The 16,459-nt window shown below is 70.1% G+C and carries 11 protein-coding genes; 6 read left to right on the plus strand and 5 right to left on the minus strand.

Features of this window, described 5'->3' with window-relative positions; genetic code table 11:
• Positions 1–50 precede the first annotated feature (50 nt).
• Positions 51–1,163, minus strand: coding sequence for a LacI family DNA-binding transcriptional regulator (locus OG782_RS18615; protein ID WP_406452374.1), 1,113 nt, complete (start codon positions 1,161–1,163; stop codon positions 51–53).
• 371 nt (positions 1,164–1,534) lie between these two features.
• On the opposite strand from OG782_RS18615, the gene hisC reads away from it, so the two are divergent.
• The 5 genes from hisC (at position 1,535) to OG782_RS18640 (ending at position 10,812) form a co-directional block, all read left to right on the plus strand.
• Positions 1,535–2,614 (plus strand): histidinol-phosphate transaminase, encoded by a 1,080-nt coding sequence (hisC, locus tag OG782_RS18620; RefSeq protein ID WP_406452376.1) that lies wholly within the window; start codon positions 1,535–1,537, stop codon positions 2,612–2,614.
• 285 nt (positions 2,615–2,899) lie between these two features.
• Positions 2,900–4,408: a cytochrome ubiquinol oxidase subunit I gene (locus OG782_RS18625; RefSeq protein WP_406452378.1), complete on the plus strand. Its 1,509-nt coding sequence runs from the start codon at positions 2,900–2,902 to the stop codon at positions 4,406–4,408.
• Between the two features lie 18 nt (positions 4,409–4,426).
• Complete coding sequence (gene cydB, locus OG782_RS18630) at positions 4,427–5,428, plus strand: cytochrome d ubiquinol oxidase subunit II (RefSeq protein WP_406452380.1); 1,002 nt, start codon at positions 4,427–4,429, stop codon at positions 5,426–5,428.
• Between the two features lie 61 nt (positions 5,429–5,489).
• A complete protein-coding gene (cydD, locus tag OG782_RS18635; RefSeq protein WP_406452382.1) occupies positions 5,490–9,008 on the plus strand; it encodes a thiol reductant ABC exporter subunit CydD in 3,519 nt (1,172 codons plus the stop codon).
• 55 nt (positions 9,009–9,063) lie between these two features.
• Entirely contained in the window at positions 9,064–10,812 is a 1,749-nt protein-coding gene (locus OG782_RS18640; RefSeq protein ID WP_406452384.1) for a GAF domain-containing sensor histidine kinase, read from the plus strand.
• A gap of 36 nt (positions 10,813–10,848) precedes the next feature.
• Here the strand turns inward: OG782_RS18640 and OG782_RS18645 are convergent, their stop codons facing one another.
• On the minus strand, positions 10,849–11,715 hold the full coding sequence (locus OG782_RS18645) for a Cof-type HAD-IIB family hydrolase (protein ID WP_406452386.1): 867 nt from the start codon (positions 11,713–11,715) through the stop codon (positions 10,849–10,851).
• A 188-nt stretch (positions 11,716–11,903) separates the two neighbouring features.
• Between OG782_RS18645 and OG782_RS18650 the strand changes: the two genes are divergently transcribed.
• Entirely contained in the window at positions 11,904–12,866 is a 963-nt protein-coding gene (locus tag OG782_RS18650) for an LLM class flavin-dependent oxidoreductase (protein ID WP_406452388.1), read from the plus strand.
• Positions 12,867–13,025: 159 nt separating this feature from the next.
• Here the strand turns inward: OG782_RS18650 and OG782_RS18655 are convergent, their stop codons facing one another.
• The 3 genes from OG782_RS18655 to OG782_RS18665 all read right to left on the minus strand — a co-directional run bounded on the left by OG782_RS18655 (position 13,026) and on the right by OG782_RS18665 (position 16,458).
• On the minus strand, positions 13,026–13,568 hold the full coding sequence (locus OG782_RS18655; RefSeq protein WP_406452390.1) for an RNA 2'-phosphotransferase: 543 nt from the start codon (positions 13,566–13,568) through the stop codon (positions 13,026–13,028).
• Between the two features lie 146 nt (positions 13,569–13,714).
• A complete protein-coding gene (locus OG782_RS18660; RefSeq protein WP_406452392.1) occupies positions 13,715–14,689 on the minus strand; it encodes a MerR family transcriptional regulator in 975 nt (324 codons plus the stop codon).
• Entirely contained in the window at positions 14,686–16,458 is a 1,773-nt protein-coding gene (locus OG782_RS18665) for an SDR family oxidoreductase (RefSeq protein ID WP_406459144.1), read from the minus strand. The genes OG782_RS18660 and OG782_RS18665 overlap by 4 nt, the downstream gene beginning before the upstream one ends.
• Position 16,459: the final 1 nt, after the last annotated feature.

The following is a 16,459-nucleotide window of genomic DNA, read 5'->3' on the forward strand; positions in this document are numbered from 1 at the left end:
AATCCGTACGCATGCCAGGTTCATGGGTCGATTGGTCCCAATTGGGCCGATCAATCCCCTGCCGGGGAGCGCGGTGCGCTGACCGTGGTGCGCGGCGGACGGCGTTGCGAGGACGTCCGGACGATGAGTTCCGTCGGTATCACCTGCTCCACCGGGCCGTTCTGGTCGACGCCTTCGATGGCGTCGATGAGCAACTGGACGACCGCTGTGCCGATTCTGCGCGGCTTGAGGGAGAGCGTGGTGATGGGGGGCTCGGTCGTCGCGTAGACGGTGGACTCGCTGCAGCAGACGAGCAGCAGGTCCTCGGGGACGCGCAGGCCGTACCGGCGGGCGGCCGCCAGCAGATCGGTGCCGTTGGGGTCGAAGAGCCCGTAGACGGCGTCGGGGCGGTCCGGCCGGGCGAGCAGGCGGTCGGCGGCCACCGCGCCCGCGCACGGATCGTGGGCGGGGTAGGACTCGTACACCGGGTCCTGGCCGACGCGCTCGCACCAGTGGAGGTAGGCGGTGGTCGACAGCCGGGTGTACGTGTCGGTGGTGGTGCCGGTGAGCAGGCCGATGCGGCGGGCCCCGGCGGCGGCCAGGTGGTCGAGGAGGTCGAGCACGGCGGCCCGGTGGTCGTTGTCGACCCAGGCGGTGACCGGGAGGGTCCCGGCCGGCCGGCCGTCGGAGACGACGGGCAGCCCCTGGCGTACGAGCTCGGTGACGACCGGGTCCTGGTCGGAGGGGTCGATGACGACGGTGCCGTCGAGTGCGACGTTCGACCAGACGTCGTGGCGTGAGGTGGCGGGGAGGATGACGAGGGCGTAGCCGCGGGCGAGCGCGGCGGAGGTGGCCGCTCTGGCCATCTCGGCGAAGTACGCGAATTCGGTGAAGGTGAAAGGTTCATCCCCGTACGTCGTCACGGTCAGGCCGATCAGGCCGGACTTGCCGGTACGGAGCGTTCGGGCCGCGGCGGAAGGGCGATAGCCCAGGCGCTCGGCGACCTCGCGGACATGGCGGCGGGTGGCGTCCGGGAGCCTGCCCTTGCCGTTGAGCGCGTCGGAGACGGTCGTGATGGAGACCCCGGCGGCGGCGGCCACGTCCCGGATTCCTGCTCGTCCCTGCCTGCCGCCGCGCCGGGGGGTCTCCGTCCGGCTTACCTGGTGCTTCCCTGCTGCTGTCATGGCGAGCCGATAGTAGGGCTCGAGCGGGCAGTTGGCCTGGTCGCATATTCACTCGTTGACAGGCACGTTTCTGCAAGGTCATGCGGCATCAAAGGCCTTGTGAAGTAAGGAAGTTGGAGGGGATAACCATCATGTGTCGTGCATAGGGCCGGATGGGCCTGTCGATAGAGCGAGGTCTCGAAGAGGTCTCAACTCACCTCTTCGAGGGACGCGCGCCACGGAGTGAGCCACCGGCGCGCGCCAGAGTGAGGAGCGCTCCCCCTCATTCCGGGGCTCACCGGACGAATCATCGGTCCGGCCGTTCGCAGCGGGCGCCAATCCTCATAAGGTGAGCAGTATTGATGTGTGCGGACGGTCGAGGAGGACCTGCGGTGAGCGAGACGAGCCCCAAGCTGCGTGCCGAACTGGACGGCGTTCCCGCCTATGTGCCGGGCAAGCCGGCCGCGGCGGACGGACCGGTCGCGTTCAAGCTGTCCTCCAACGAGAATCCGTATCCGCCGCTGCCGGGAGTGATGGAGTCCGCGCTGGCCGCGGCGGCGAACTTCAACCGCTACCCGGACATGGCCTGCACCGGTCTGATGAACGAGCTGGCCGACCGTTTCGGTGTACCGGTCTCGCATCTGGCCACCGGCACGGGCTCGGTGGGTGTGGCGCAGCAGCTGCTGCAGGCGACCTCGGGCCCGGGTGACGAGGTGATCTACGCCTGGCGCTCCTTCGAGGCGTACCCGATCATCACGCAGGTCAGCGGCGCGACGTCGGTGAAGGTGCCGCTGACCGACGGTGAGGTGCACGATCTGGACGCGATGGCGGACGCGATCACCGACCGGACCCGGATGATCTTCGTCTGCAACCCGAACAATCCGACCGGCACCGTGGTGCGCCGGGCGGAGCTGGAGCGGTTCCTGGACCGGGTGCCGGGCGATGTGCTGGTGGTGCTCGACGAGGCGTACAAGGAGTTCATCCGCGACGTCGAGGTTCCCGACGGCATCGAGATCTACCGGGACCGGCCCAATGTGGCGGTGCTGCGCACGTTCTCCAAGGCCTACGGTCTGGCGGGGCTGCGGATCGGCTTCGCAGTGGCCCACGAGCCGGTGGCGGCCGCGCTGCGCAAGACGGCGGTGCCCTTCGGTGTCAGCCAGCTCGCCCAGGACGCGGCGGTGGCGTCGCTGCGTGCCGAGGATGAACTCCTGGGCCGGGTGGGGTCCTTGGTGTGTGAGCGTCAGCGGGTGTACGAGACGCTGGTGCGGCAGGGCTGGACGGTGCCCGAGTCCCAGGCGAACTTCGTCTGGCTGCGGCTGGGGGACCGTACCGCCGACTTCGCCGCGGTCTGCGAGAAGGCCGGCGTGGTGGTCAGGCCGTTCGCGGGCGAGGGTGTGCGCGTCTCGATCGGGGAGGACGAGGCGAACGACCTGTTCCTGAAGGTGACGGAGTCGTACCGCAAGCAGCTGTAGCGGCCGGCGCAGGAGCCGCTCGGGCGGCCGGGCCCCGTACCTCGTTCGCGAGGTGCGGGGCCTTCTTGCGTACGCGGCCCGGGGAGGCGGGGAGATGTCTGCTTCGGGGGGATTGATCAGTACGTCCCCTGAGGGGTACCCCGGTCGTACGTCCCGAAAGTCTGTGCGCCATAATTGCTTGTGAATGTGAACGCGTTCACAAGCGTGTCCTGCTTCCTCCCATGATCAGTCGGATTTAAAGGACAAACTGCCGGTGTAACGACGGCGACGTAAGGAGAAGACGACGTGGAACTAGCTCTGGCGCCGGAGACCCTGGCGCGATGGCAGTTCGGAACGACCACCGTCTACCACTTCCTCTTCGTTCCCCTGACGATCTCTCTCGCCGCGCTCACCGCCGGCCTGCAGACCGCCTGGGTGCGGACCAACAAGGAGAAGTACCTCAGAGCCACCAAGTTCTGGGGAAAGCTCTTCCTGATCAACATCGCCATGGGCGTCGTCACGGGCATCGTCCAGGAGTTCCAGTTCGGGATGAACTGGTCCGACTACTCGCGGTTCGTCGGTGACATCTTCGGTGCCCCGCTCGCGTTCGAGGCACTGATCGCGTTCTTCTTCGAGTCCACCTTCATCGGCCTGTGGATCTTCGGCTGGGACAAGCTGCCGAAGAAGATCCACCTCGCCTGCATCTGGATGGTCTCGATCGGCACCATCCTCTCCGCCTACTTCATCCTGGCGGCCAACTCCTGGATGCAGCACCCGGTCGGCTACCGCATCAACAAGGAACGCGGGCGCGCCGAGCTCACCGACTTCTGGCACGTGCTCACGCAGAACACCGCGCTCACCCAGTTCTTCCACACCATCACGGCGGCCTTCCTGGTCGGCGGCGCGTTCATGGTCGGCATCGCCGCGTTCCACCTGGCGCGCAAGAGGCACATCCCGGTGATGCGGACCTCGCTGCGGCTGGGCCTGATCACCGTCGTGATCGCCGGTCTGCTCACCGCCGTCAGTGGTGACCAGCTCGGCAAGGTGATGTTCAAGCAGCAGCCGATGAAGATGGCGGCGGCCGAGGCGCTGTGGGACGGGCAGAACTCCGCGCCCTTCTCGATCTTCGCGTACGGAGATGTCAGCAAGGGGCACAACTCCGTCGAGATCTCGATTCCCGGGATACTGTCCTTCCTCGCGGACGACGACTTCAACTCCTACGTCCCCGGTATCAACGACATCAACAAGGCCGAGCAGGAGAAGTTCGGGCCCGGCGACTACCGGCCCAACATTCCCGTCGCCTTCTGGAGCTTCCGGTGGATGATCGGCTTCGGAATGGCGTCCTTCGCCCTCGGGATCCTCGGACTGTGGCTGACCCGGAAGAAGTTCATGCTGCCACCGGGGATGCGCACCGGTGAGGACGAGGTGCCCCATCTGGTCCTGTTCAGGAACAAGGCGCTGAGCCCGAAGCTCGCCAAGTGCTACTGGATCGTCGCGCTCTGGACGCTGCTCTTCCCGCTGATCGCCAACTCCTGGGGCTGGATCTTCACCGAGATGGGCCGTCAGCCCTGGGTCGTCTACGGAGTCCTGCAGACCCGTGACGCGGTCTCCCCCGGTGTCTCGCAGGGCGAGGTGCTCACCTCGCTGATCCTGTTCACGCTGCTCTACGCGGTACTCGCCGTCATCGAGGTCAAGCTGCTCGTGAAGTACATCAAGGCCGGACCGCCGGAGCTCACGGACGCCGACCTCAACCCGCCCAGCAGGATCGGCGGCGACGACGATGACGCCGACCGGCCCATGGCCTTCTCCTACTGAGAGCACAGGAGCCGAGAGATGGAACTCCACGACGTCTGGTTCGTGCTCATCGCCGTTCTCTGGACCGGCTACTTCTTCCTGGAGGGATTCGACTTCGGGATCGGTGTCCTCACCAAGGTGCTGGCCCGGGACCGCAAGGAACGGCGGGTCCTGATCAACACGATCGGGCCGGTCTGGGACGGCAACGAGGTCTGGCTGCTCACCGCCGGCGGAGCGACCTTCGCCGCGTTCCCCGAGTGGTACGCCACGCTGTTCTCCGGCTTCTACCTGCCGCTGCTGATCATCCTGCTCTGCCTGATCGTGCGGGGTGTCGCCTTCGAGTACCGGGCGAAGCGGCCCGAGGCGAAGTGGCAGACCAACTGGGAACACGCGATCTTCTGGACCTCGCTGATCCCGGCCCTGCTCTGGGGTGTGGCTTTCGGCAACATCGTCCGCGGCGTGAAGATCGACGCGGACATGGAGTACGTGGGCAACTTCTGGGACCTGCTCAATCCGTACGCGATCCTCGGCGGACTGGTCACGCTCTTCCTCTTCACCTTCCACGGTGCGGTGTTCGCCGGCCTCAAGACGGTCGGGGACATCCGGGCCAGGGCGCGCGGTCTGGCGCTGAAGCTGGGCGCGGTCACCGCGGTGCTGGCGCTCGCCTTCCTGATCTGGACCCAGACCGAGCACGGTGACGGCTGGAGCCTGATCGCGATGATCATCGCGGTGGTGGCCCTGGTCGCGGCGATCGCCACCATTGCGGCCGGGCGCGAGGGCTGGTCCTTCGCCTTCTCCGGGGTGACCATCGCGGCCGCGGTCGCGATGCTGTTCCTGACGCTCTTCCCGAACGTCATGCCGTCCTCGCTGAACGAGGAGTGGAGCCTCACCGTCACCAATGCCTCGTCCAGCCCGTACACGCTGAAGATCATGACCTGGTGCGCCGGGATCGCCACACCGGTCGTGCTGCTCTATCAGGGCTGGACGTACTGGGTGTTCCGCAAGCGGATCGGCACGCAGCACATCGCCGATGCGCACTGAGGACGCACGGAATGTGCGTCGGATCCGCTCGCCCCGCTGAGCTCTCTGGGAGCTGTTTCACGTGAAACCGATCGACCCGCGTCTGCTCCGGCACGCCCGTGCCACCCGCCTGTTCCTGGTAGCTGTGGTGGCGCTCGGACTGGCCGGGGCGGCGCTGGTCATCGCCCAGGCCATGCTCGTCGCCGAAGTGGTGGTGGGCGGCTTCGAGGACGGGCTCACCGGTGCGCAACTGCGCACCCCGCTCCTGCTGCTCGCCGCGGTCGCGCTCGGCCGGGCCCTGGTCTCCTGGCTCACCGAACTGGCCGCCTACCGGGCCGGTGCGGCCGTCAAGTCCGAACTGCGCGGGCGGCTGCTCGACCGGGCTGCGGAACTGGGACCGGACTGGCTGAGCGGACAGCGCACCGGCTCGCTGGTGGCGCTGGCCACACGCGGGATCGACGCGCTCGACGACTACTTCTCGCGCTATCTGCCGCAGCTCGGACTCGCGGTGGTCGTGCCGGTGGCGGTCCTCGCCAGGGTCGTCACCGAGGACTGGATCTCGGCGGCGATCATCGTCGTCACGCTGCCGCTCATCCCTCTCTTCATGATTCTGATCGGCTGGGCCACCCAGTCGCGGATGGACCGTCAGTGGCGGCTGCTGTCCCGGCTCTCCGGACACTTCCTCGACGTGGTGGCCGGGCTGCCGACGCTGAAGGTCTTCGGACGGGCCAAGGCCCAGGCCGAATCCATCCGCACCATCACCTCGCAGTACCGCCGGGCCACCGTGCGCACCCTGCGGATCGCCTTCCTGTCGTCCTTCGCCCTGGAACTCCTGGCAACACTCTCGGTGGCGCTCGTCGCCGTCACCATCGGCATGCGGCTCGTGCACGGTGAACTCGACCTCTACACCGGTCTGGTGGTGCTGATCCTCGCGCCCGAGGCCTATCTGCCGATCCGGCAGGTGGGGGCGCAGTACCACGCCGCCGCCGAAGGGCTCTCGGCCGCGGAGGAGATCTTCTCCGTCCTGGAGACCGAGCCGCGCACAGGCGGTACGCAGGACGTGCCGGATGTCATCCGGCTGGAGCTGGAAGGGGTGACCGTCCGGCACGCGGGGCGTGCCGAACCCTCGCTCGCCTCGGCCTCGCTGGTGGTGGACCAGGGGGAGACCGTCGCCCTGGTCGGCCCGAGCGGCGTCGGCAAGTCCACCCTGCTGAACGTGGTGCTGGGATTCACCGAACCCGACGAGGGGCGGGTACGGATCGGCTCCACCGACCTGGCCGACCTCTCCCCCGAACGCTGGCGCGAGCGGATCGCCTGGGTGCCGCAGCGCCCGCACCTGTTCGCGGGCACGATCGCGGAGAACGTCCGGCTGGCCCGGCCCGGGGCGGACGACAGCGCGGTGACGGCAGCGCTGCGTGACGCGGGGGCGTACGACTTCGTGACGCGGCTGCCGGACGGTGCCCGCACCCTCCTCGGCGAGGACGGTGCGGGGCTCTCCGCCGGACAGCGCCAGCGGCTCGCACTCGCCCGCGCGTTCCTCGCCGACCGGCCGGTACTGCTCCTCGACGAGCCGACCGCGAGCCTGGACGGCGAGACGGAGGCGGGCATCGTCGAGGCGGTACGGAGACTGGCCGCGGGCCGGACCGTACTGCTGGTGGTGCACCGGCCGGCGCTTCTGGAGGTCGCGGACCGGGTGGTGACCCTGACCCCGGCGCCCGAGTCGTCGGGGCCGGAGGCGTCCGCCACCGTGCCGCACCCCGCGAGCGCACCCGAGAGCTTCACCGGCATCCAGGTGGCGACGGAACCCGAGGTGCTGCGGGACACCGCCGCCCGCAAGGGGCACGTGCTCGCCCGGGTCCGGGAGGCCGCGGGTGCGCAGCGCCGCCGGCTGGCCCTCGCCCTGCTGCTGGGAAGCCTTGCGCTGGGTTCGGCCGTCGGCCTCATGGCCGTCTCGGGCTGGCTGATCTCCCGCGCCTCCGAACAGCCCCCGGTGCTCTACCTGATGGTCGCGGTGACAGCGACCCGCGCGTTCGGCATCGGCCGGGCGGTCTTCCGTTATGCCGAGCGTCTCGTCTCGCACGACGCGGTGCTGCGGATGCTCGCCGAACTGCGCGTCGCCGTGTACCGGAGCCTGGAGCGCATCGCTCCCGCCGGTCTGCGACGGACCCGGCGCGGGGACCTCCTCTCGCGGCTCGTCGCGGATGTGGACACCCTTCAGGACTACTGGCTGCGGTGGCTGCTGCCCGCAGGAACCGCGGTCGTCGTGGGGGTCGCGAGCGCCGGGTTCACCGGCTGGATGCTGCCGGAGGCGGGCCTGGTTCTGGCGGCCGGGCTGCTGCTGGCCGGAGTCGGGGTCCCTCTCGTCAGCGGCGCCTGCGCCCGGCACGCGGAGCGCCGGCTGGCGCCCGCACGGGCCGACCTGGCCACCCGGATCACCGATCTGCTCGGCGGGACCGCCGAGCTGACGGTCGCCGGCGCTCTGCCGGGGCGCTCGGCGAGGACCCGGGAGGCCGACGGGGCCCTGACCAGGATCGCCGCCCGCGCGGCGACCGCGACGGCGCTCGGCGGCGGGCTCACCGCCCTGATCGCGGGCCTCACCGTGGTCGCCGTCGCACTCGTCGCCCTCCCGGCCGTTGCCGACGGCCGGCTGGCCGGTGTGGAGCTCGCCGTCGTCGTCCTCACCCCGCTGGCCGCCTTCGAAGCCGTGACCGGTCTGCCCCTCGCCGCGCAGTACCGCCAGCGCGTCAAGCGGAGCGCGGAGCGCGTGTACGAGGTGCTGGACGCCCCGGTGCCGGTGCGGGAGCCGGCCGTCCCGGCCGAGGCACCCGCGTCGCCGTTCCCGCTGGAGGTACGGGGACTGTCGGCCCGGTACCCGGGCGCCGGTCACGACGCGCTGGACTCCGTGGACCTCACGCTGGAGGCAGGCCGGCGCATCGCCGTCGTGGGCACCTCCGGCTCCGGCAAGACCACGCTCGCCCAGGTCCTGCTCCGCTTTCTGGACGCGCGGGAGGGGACCTACCGGATCGGTGGGGTGGAGGTTTCATCGCTGGACGGGGACACGGTCAGGCAACTGGTCGGGCTGTGCGCCCAGGACGCCCACATCTTCGACAGTTCGATCCGGGAGAACCTGCGGCTGGCCCGTACCGGCGCGACCGAAGCCGAACTGTGCGACGCCCTCGCCCGGGCCCGGCTGCTCGGCTGGGCCGAGGCGCTCCCGGACGGTCTGGACACCCTCGTCGGCGAACACGGCGCCCGCCTCTCCGGCGGCCAGCGCCAGCGGCTGGCCCTGGCCCGGGCATTGCTCGCGGACTTCCCCGTCCTCGTACTGGACGAGCCCGCCGAGCACCTCGACCTTCCGACCGCCGATGCCCTGACCGCAGACCTGCTGGCGGCCACCCGGGGGCGCACGACGGTACTGATCACCCACCGGCTCGTGGGGCTGGAGGCCGTCGACGAGGTGGTCGTCCTGGAGGCCGGAGCGGTCGTGCAGCGCGGTCCCTACGCCGCACTCGCCTCGGTGGACGGCCCGTTGAAGCGGATGCTCGAGCGCGAACGGCCGAGCGTGCGGGAGCCGGACGCGGCTGTGGCCGCGCAGGTCTGAGACGATCGCAGGCTCCCGACTTTCCCTCACAAAAAGGACTAACTACTCTCTGGGTATGCCAGAACCGGCCCCGAAGCATCCGAAGGACGACCGTCAGCACCACAAGGGCGGCCCGCAGGACGCGCTCGACGCCGCGACGGAGGCGACCCGCAGCCTCCAGGGCCTGTCCACCGAACTCACCGCCCGTGTACCGCGGCTGCTGGAAGCCATGCGTTCCGTGGGCACAGGGCTGGAACTGCACTCCACGCTCGACCGGATCTGTGAGACGGCGGCCGAACTGGCCCATGCCCGCTACGCCGCCATCGGTGTCGTGGACGAGGAGGGCAAGGGGCTCTCCGACTTCGTCACCTACGGAGTCCCGGAACCGCAGGCGCGGGAGATCGGCCGCCGGCCGGACGGGCAGCGGGGCCTGCTCGGTGCCCTCATCCATGATCCGCGCCCGCTGCGTCTCGCGGATCTCACAGCCGACCCGAGGTTCGCCGGATTCCCGCCGGGCCATCCTCCGATGCGTACCTTCCTCGGCGCCCCGATCAGGGTTGAGGGCGAGATCTTCGGCAACCTCTACCTGGCCGAGAAGGACGACGGCGGGGAGTTCAACGACTACGACCTGCACATGGTGCGCGTGCTGGCCACCGAGGCGGGCATCGCGATCGGCAATGCCCGGCTGTACGAGGCGGCCCGGCAGCGCGAGCGGTGGATCGACGGCTCGGTGGCCGTGACCACCGCACTGCTCTCCGGCGGGGACGCCGACGACGCGCTCTCGGTCGTCGCCGAGCAGGCCCGGCACCTCGCCGCGTCGGCCGCCGGGATCGTGCTGCTGCCGGCCGAGGACGGCGGCCTGGAGATCGTGGCCGTCTCCGCCGAGGACCCGTCCGCCGCGCTCGGGGTGATCATTCCGGCGCAGAGCCCGGTGGTGGGGATGCTGCTGGGCGGTGAGGCGGTCTTCGTCGACGACTCGGCCACCGACTCCCGCATGATCACCAGGCTGGCTGACCGGTTCGGGCCCAGCATGCTCCTTCCGCTGCACAGCGGTGGCCGGGTGCTCGGCGCCCTCGCCACCCCACGGGCCCGGGGCGCCCGGCCGTTCACGGAGACGGAACGGACGCTGGCCACCCAGTTCGCCTCACAGGCCGCGCTGGCTCTGATGATGGCCGAGGCGCAACGGGACCGGGAACGGCTCGCGGTGTACGAGGACCGCGACCGGATCGCCCGGGACCTGCACGACCTGGTCATCCAGCGGCTGTTCGCCACCGGGATGATGCTGGAGAGCGCCCAGCGCAGGTCGGACGTGCCGGAGGTGCAGACCGGCGTCGGCCGGGCCGTCGACGAACTGGACGTGACCATCCAGGAGATCCGTACCGCGATCTTCGCGCTCCAGCAGGAGCCGGCCGAGGCACCCTCCGGGCTGCGCACCCGGGTCCTGCGCGAGATCAACATGGCGGCCGTACCGCTGGGCTTCAAGCCGGCCCACCGCTTCCTCGGCGCGATCGACTCCCTGGTCGGCGAACTGACCGGCAAGAACCTGATCGCGGCGCTGAGGGAGGCCCTGTCCAACGCCTTCCGGCACGCCGGCGCGGCGCGGATCGAGGTGATCGTCGACGCGACCGTCACCCTTCCCGACGGACGGGACGCGGTGCGGCTCTCGGTGGCCGACGACGGGGTGGGCATCCCGGAGGGCGGCCGGCGCAGCGGACTGCGGAACCTGGCCCGCCGGGCGGAATCGCTCGGCGGGGCCAGCTGGTTCGGACCCGGTATCGGGGAGAACGGCGGCGGTACGACGGTGGTGTGGCAGGCGCCGCTCTGAGCGTCCCGGAGCCCGGGGGACCGGTGCTCCGCCCTCTCAGTGCTCGGCGCGGGACCGGGCGCGTTCGGCGATGATCCGCTCGATGACGACCGCGACACCGTCCTCGTTGTTCGTGACGGTGAGGCCGGAGGCGGCCGCCACGGCGTCCGGGTGTCCGTTGCCCATCGCGTACGAGGTGCCGGCCCAGGTCAGCATCTCCACGTCGTTCGGCATGTCACCGAAGGCGACGACCTCGGCGGCGGTGATGCCGCGCTCGGCGCAGCACAGCTCGAGCGTGCTGGCCTTGGAGACGCCCGGTCCGCTGACCTCCAGGAGCGAGGTGGGGCTGGACCGGGTGAAGGAGGCCCGGTCGCCGGCGACGGTACGGGCCAGGGTGAGGAACTCGTCCGGGGCCAGCTCCTGGTGGTGGGCGAGGAGTTTCAGCACGGGGAAGCCCGCGCCCGGCCTCTCCTCGTGGAGCAGCTTCTCCGCGAGGGCCACGGTGGCGCCGGGGTCGAGGTGGAAGGGCGGGTAGGCCGGCTCGTAGTGGATGCCGGTGGTCAGCTCGACGGCGAACGAGGTGCCGGGGGCGGCCGCGCGCAGCGTGTGGACGACGTCCAGGGCGTTCTCCCGCTCCAGGGGCCGGACCTTCAGCAGCCTGCCGTCGTCGTGCAGGTCGGCGACGGCGGCTCCGTTGGCGCAGATGGCCAGTCCGTGGCCGTGGACATGCTCACTGACGACGTCCATCCAGCGGGCGGGACGGCCGGTGACGAAGAAGACCTCGATCCCGGCCTCCTCGGCGGCGGCGAGCGCCGCGACCGTACGGTCCGAGACGGTCTTGTCGTCGCGCAGGAGGGTGCCGTCCAGATCGGTGGCGATCAGCCTGGGAGCGGCAGGAACGGGCGTTTCGGTAGCTGAGGTCACCGGTCCATTCTCGCGTACGAGGGTGCACGGGCGTGCGCAGGGGCGCACATCTGAGTGCGTACGCCTCTGAACAGGGGAACGTTCCTCTGGCATATGTCGCGGGTTTCGGGCGGGCCGCACCGTGCGTTCCGTGCTGCGCTCGGACCACGAAAAGTGTGGTGCGCCCGTTGCGCCGTAAGCTCTGAGGCATGAGCATCACTCCGCGCCTCAGCACCGTGATCCTGCCCGTCCGCCGCTGGAACGAGGGCGGACGCGCGCCGTGGCAGCGCGCCGAGGAACTGGGACTGCACGCGGCGTACACCTACGACCACCTGGCCTGGCGCGCATTCCGCGACGGGCCGTGGTTCGGTGCCGTCCCCACGCTGACGGCGGCGGCCTGTGCCACCGCCGGCCTGCGCCTGGGCACCCTCGTCACCTCGCCGAACTTCCGCCACCCGGTCACCCTGGCCAAGGAACTGATCTCGCTCGACGACATCTCGGGCGGCCGCATCACGCTGGGCATCGGTGCAGGGGGTAATGGCTTCGACGCGACGACGCTCCTGCGGAGTGACGAGGAGCCGTGGACCCCGCGTCGGCGTGCCGACCATTTCGGAGAGTTCGTTCCGTTGCTGGACGGGCTGCTGCGGGAGCCGGCCGGAATGACGTACGAGGGCGAGTTCTATTCGGCGAGCGAGGCGCGGAACCTGCCGGGCTGTGTGCAGCGGCCGCGGCTGCCGTTCGCCGTCGCCGCCACCGGGCCGCGAGGGTTCAGGGTCGCCGCGCAGTACGGGCAGGCCTGGGTGACCACGGGGGATCCGAAGCTGTACGAGACGGGCAGCGCGGCGGAGTCACTCGACGCCATGCGTGGCCAGATCGCCAAGCTGGGCAAGGCCTGTGCCGAGAGCGGCAGGGATGTGGACGAGCTCGACAAGATCCTGCTCACCGGTTTCACGCCGGAGTTCAACCCGGAGCCCGCCGGGGGGCGGGGCCGGCCGTTCGACTCGGTGGACGCGTTCGTGGATTTCGCGGGCAGGCACGCGGAGATCGGTTTCACCGAGATCGTGATCCACGCACCGGTGCCGGCCGACGGCCCTGAGTTCACCGCGGCGGTGGCCGACGAGAAGCTCTTCGAAGAGATCGTGACGCAGGGACAGGCCCAGCTCGCCGGGTAGCCGGCGCCGTCCCGGGGGCGCGGTGGCCCGCCGGGCTACCGCTTCGGCCGGTCTCCAGCGACAGCCGTAGTCCCCGTGCCAGCTGCGTTCCCGCGTCAGCCGTAGTTCCTGTGTGAGCCGGTATCCCGCCGCAGTTCCCGTGCCGGCCGCGTTCCCGCGTCAGCCGGGAAGGCGCAGGAACTGCGGGGGTACGGAAGCGGTGAGCCAGACCCCGTTGGCGCTGACGCAGAACATGTGGCCCGCGCGGTGCATGGCGCCTGTGTCCACGGACAGGACGACGGGGCGGCCGCGCCGGGCCCCGACCCGGGTCGCCGTCTCGCGGTCGGGCGAGAGATGGACGTGGGTGCGGTTCATCGGGCGCAGCCCCTCGTCGCGGATCGCGTCCAGGAACCGGCCGGTCGTGCCGTGATACAGGTACGCGGGCGGCTCGGCGGGCGGCAGATCCAGGTCCACGTCGACGGTGTGCCCCTGGCTCGCCCGGATGCGGTCGCCCTCGACGGCGAAGCGCTGCTTGTCGTTCGAGGCGACGACGTGATCGAGCTCGGCGCGGGTGAGCGGGAAGCGATGGCGGGCCGTTGCCGCCAGCAGTTCGTCGATGGCCACCCAGCCGTTTGGGTCGAGCGTGATCCCGATCCGCTCGGGTTGATGCCGCAGGTGTTTCGAGAGGTACTTGGACACCTTCACGGTGCGTCTTTCATCCATCCGTTCAGCGTCCCGTGGCAACGTCACCGGCGCATCCGGTTTTGTGCGTGATTCGAGGCAGCAATATTCGTCCACAGGTTTGATCCACAGCCAACTCGGGTTATCCACAGGGAATTTGATGAATCTGTGGACAAGTGCGCGGCAAATTAACCGACTTGATCAACTATGTCTGTGTTGTGGTGAGATGAGGCAAGAGTGTCCAATGTTCTTGTCTGCACCTCTCGTTCGGTGGCGGCTTCGATGAAGGCGGTGGTGCTCTCCCTGCCAACGAGCCGCTCCACTGCGGTGATTGTCCGGGCCGGCAGCGTGACCGAGACCGGCGGCGGGGTGGCGGACCCGGAGGACAGGGGGCCCGTCGTCGCGAGGTGGTGTTCCAGATGCCGGGTGGCGAACGTCCGCATCGCCCGCGCCAGTTCCGCGTCCACCGTCTGCTGCGCGAGCGGGCGGAGCCGCCGCACCATCGAGGCCGCTTCGGACGCGTCCGCATCGGTCGGCGGACGGTGACCGAGATAGCGGGCGAAGACGTGCTCGGTGGTGAACTCAAGGAAACGGCAGGCTATCTGCTCGACCTGGCCGCGAAGTTCTCTCAGATGCCCGGAGATTGCGGAGAGCGGGACACCTGCCGCATACAACTCAAAGGCGACGGCCAGCTCTTGGGGGCTCGGCACCAGGAACTCGTCGTCGCGTCCCGGGATCCGCTCGAGCACGCCCAGGTCCACCGCTTCGGCGACTGCCTGTTCGTCGGGAGCACCGCCGAACTTCACCTCGAGCTCGGCGCGGGTGATCCGGTCAGCCCGCTCGTCCGTCCACGGACCGTGCACCTCGGCAACGAGCCCGAGCACCCCGCCGAGCCCGCGTCCCGTGTCCCAGGCGTCCAGCAACTCCTTGATGCTGGCCAGGGTGTAGCCGCGGTCGAGCAGATCGGCGATCTGCCGGAGGCGGGCGAGATGGGTGTCGCGGTACACGTTGGCCCTGCCCCGCCGCTCGGGAGTCGGCAGCAGTCCGCGGTCCTGGTAGGCGCGGATCGTGCGGACCGTGGCGCCACTGGCGTGTGCCAGGTCCTCGATCCGGTACTCGGCTGCTGTCCGTCCGCCCGCCGGCGACGGCCCGGGGCCGCTCACAGCGGCGGCTTCAGCCGTGCGACGCCGCGCAGCACACCCGGGCTGAGCCGGGACAGGAACCGTGCCGCATGGGACTCCGGGGTCACCGGGACGACGGCCTGATTGCGCACCACCGCCCTGAGGATCGCCTCGGCGACCTTCTCCGGCGGGTAGTTGCGCTTCCCGTACAGCTTGCTCGTCCGCTGCTGCAGCCGCTTCTCCTCCGCCGCGTCCGCCCCGGCGAAACGCGTCGTCGCGGTGATGTTCGTGTTGACGATGCCGGGGCAGATCGCGCTGACCCCGATCGACTTCTCGGCGAGCTCTGCGCGCAGGCATTCGCTGAGCATCAGCACGGCGGCCTTCGACGTGCTGTACGCGGGCAGCGCGCGGGAGGGCTGATACGCGGCTGCTGAGGCCGTGTTGACAATGTGGCCGCCCTGGCCGCGGTCGGCCATCTGCTTGCCGAAGAGCCGGCAGCCGTGGATGACACCCCACAGATTCACGTCGAGAACGTTCTTCCAGTCCTCGGACGTCGTCTCCAGGAACGAGCCGGAGAGCCCGATCCCGGCGTTGTTGACCAGCACATCGACGATGCCGTACTCGGCGGCGACCTTCTCGGCGAGCTTCTCCATCGCCTGCTCGTCGCTGACGTCGACCGCTTCGGCCCAGGCGGCCGGGGCGCCGATCAGCCGGGCCAGCTCGGCCGTCCGGCCCGCGCCCTCCGCGTCCCGGTCCACCGCCACCACACGGGCGCCGGCCTCGGCGAACGCGAACGCCGTGGCCCGGCCGATTCCGCCGGCCGCGCCCGTCACCAGGACGAGCTGCCCGCCGAACCGGTCTGCGTACGTCCCCTTCGGCGCGGTGTCCTGCACGGGGGTGCCGCCCTGCAGCGCGGCCTCGTTGGCAGCGGCGAACTCGCCGATCCAGGACGCCAGCTGGTCCGGCCTGGTGCGCGGCACCCAGTGCTTGGCGGGCAGCGAGCGTCTGGTCAGCTGCGGTACCCAGGAGTCGAGTTCGTCGTAGAGCTGTTCCGAGAGGAATATGTCGCCGGTCGGCGTGATCAGCTGGACCGGCACATGCGCGAACGCGTCGGCGCGCGGCCTGCGCAGCCGCGACCGGACGTTGTCGCGGTAGAGCCAGGCCCCGTGAGCCGCGTCGTCGGGCAGGGACGGCGTCGGGTAGTCGCCGGGGGGCACCTTCTCCAGCCGCTCCAGGATGCGCGGCCACTGCTTGCCGAGCGGGCCGCGCCAGGCGAGCTCGGGCAGCATCGGGGTGTGCAGCATGTACACGTACCAGGACTTGGCGCCCTGGCCCAGCAACTCGCCGACCCGGCGCGGGGTGGGCCGGGACATGCGCCGTTTGATCCAGTGCCCGAAGTGGTCCAGGGACGGGCCGGACATCGAGGTGAAGGAGGCGATCCGGCCCTCGGTACGGCTGACCGTCGCGAACTCCCAGGCCTGTACCGAACCCCAGTCGTGCCCGACCACATGCACCGGGCGGTCCGGGCTCACCGCGTCGGCCACGGCGAGGAAGTCATCGGTCAGCTTCTCCAGCGTGAAGCCTCCGCGCAGCGGAACGGGCGCCGTCGACCGGCCGTGCCCGCGCACGTCGTACAGCACGACGTGCCACCGCTCGGCGAGCTGCCGTGCGACCTGCGTCCAGACCTCCTTGCTGTCCGGATAGCCGTGCACCAGAACGATCGTGGGGTTCGTCGCGTTGCCCAGCTCTACGACGCACAGGTCGATACCGCCTGTGGACACACGGCGCTCGCGCGCCCCCGGCAGATTCAGC

The sequence above is a fragment of the Streptomyces sp. NBC_00876 genome (assembly GCF_045207435.1).
Classification (GTDB): domain Bacteria; phylum Actinomycetota; class Actinomycetes; order Streptomycetales; family Streptomycetaceae; genus Streptomyces.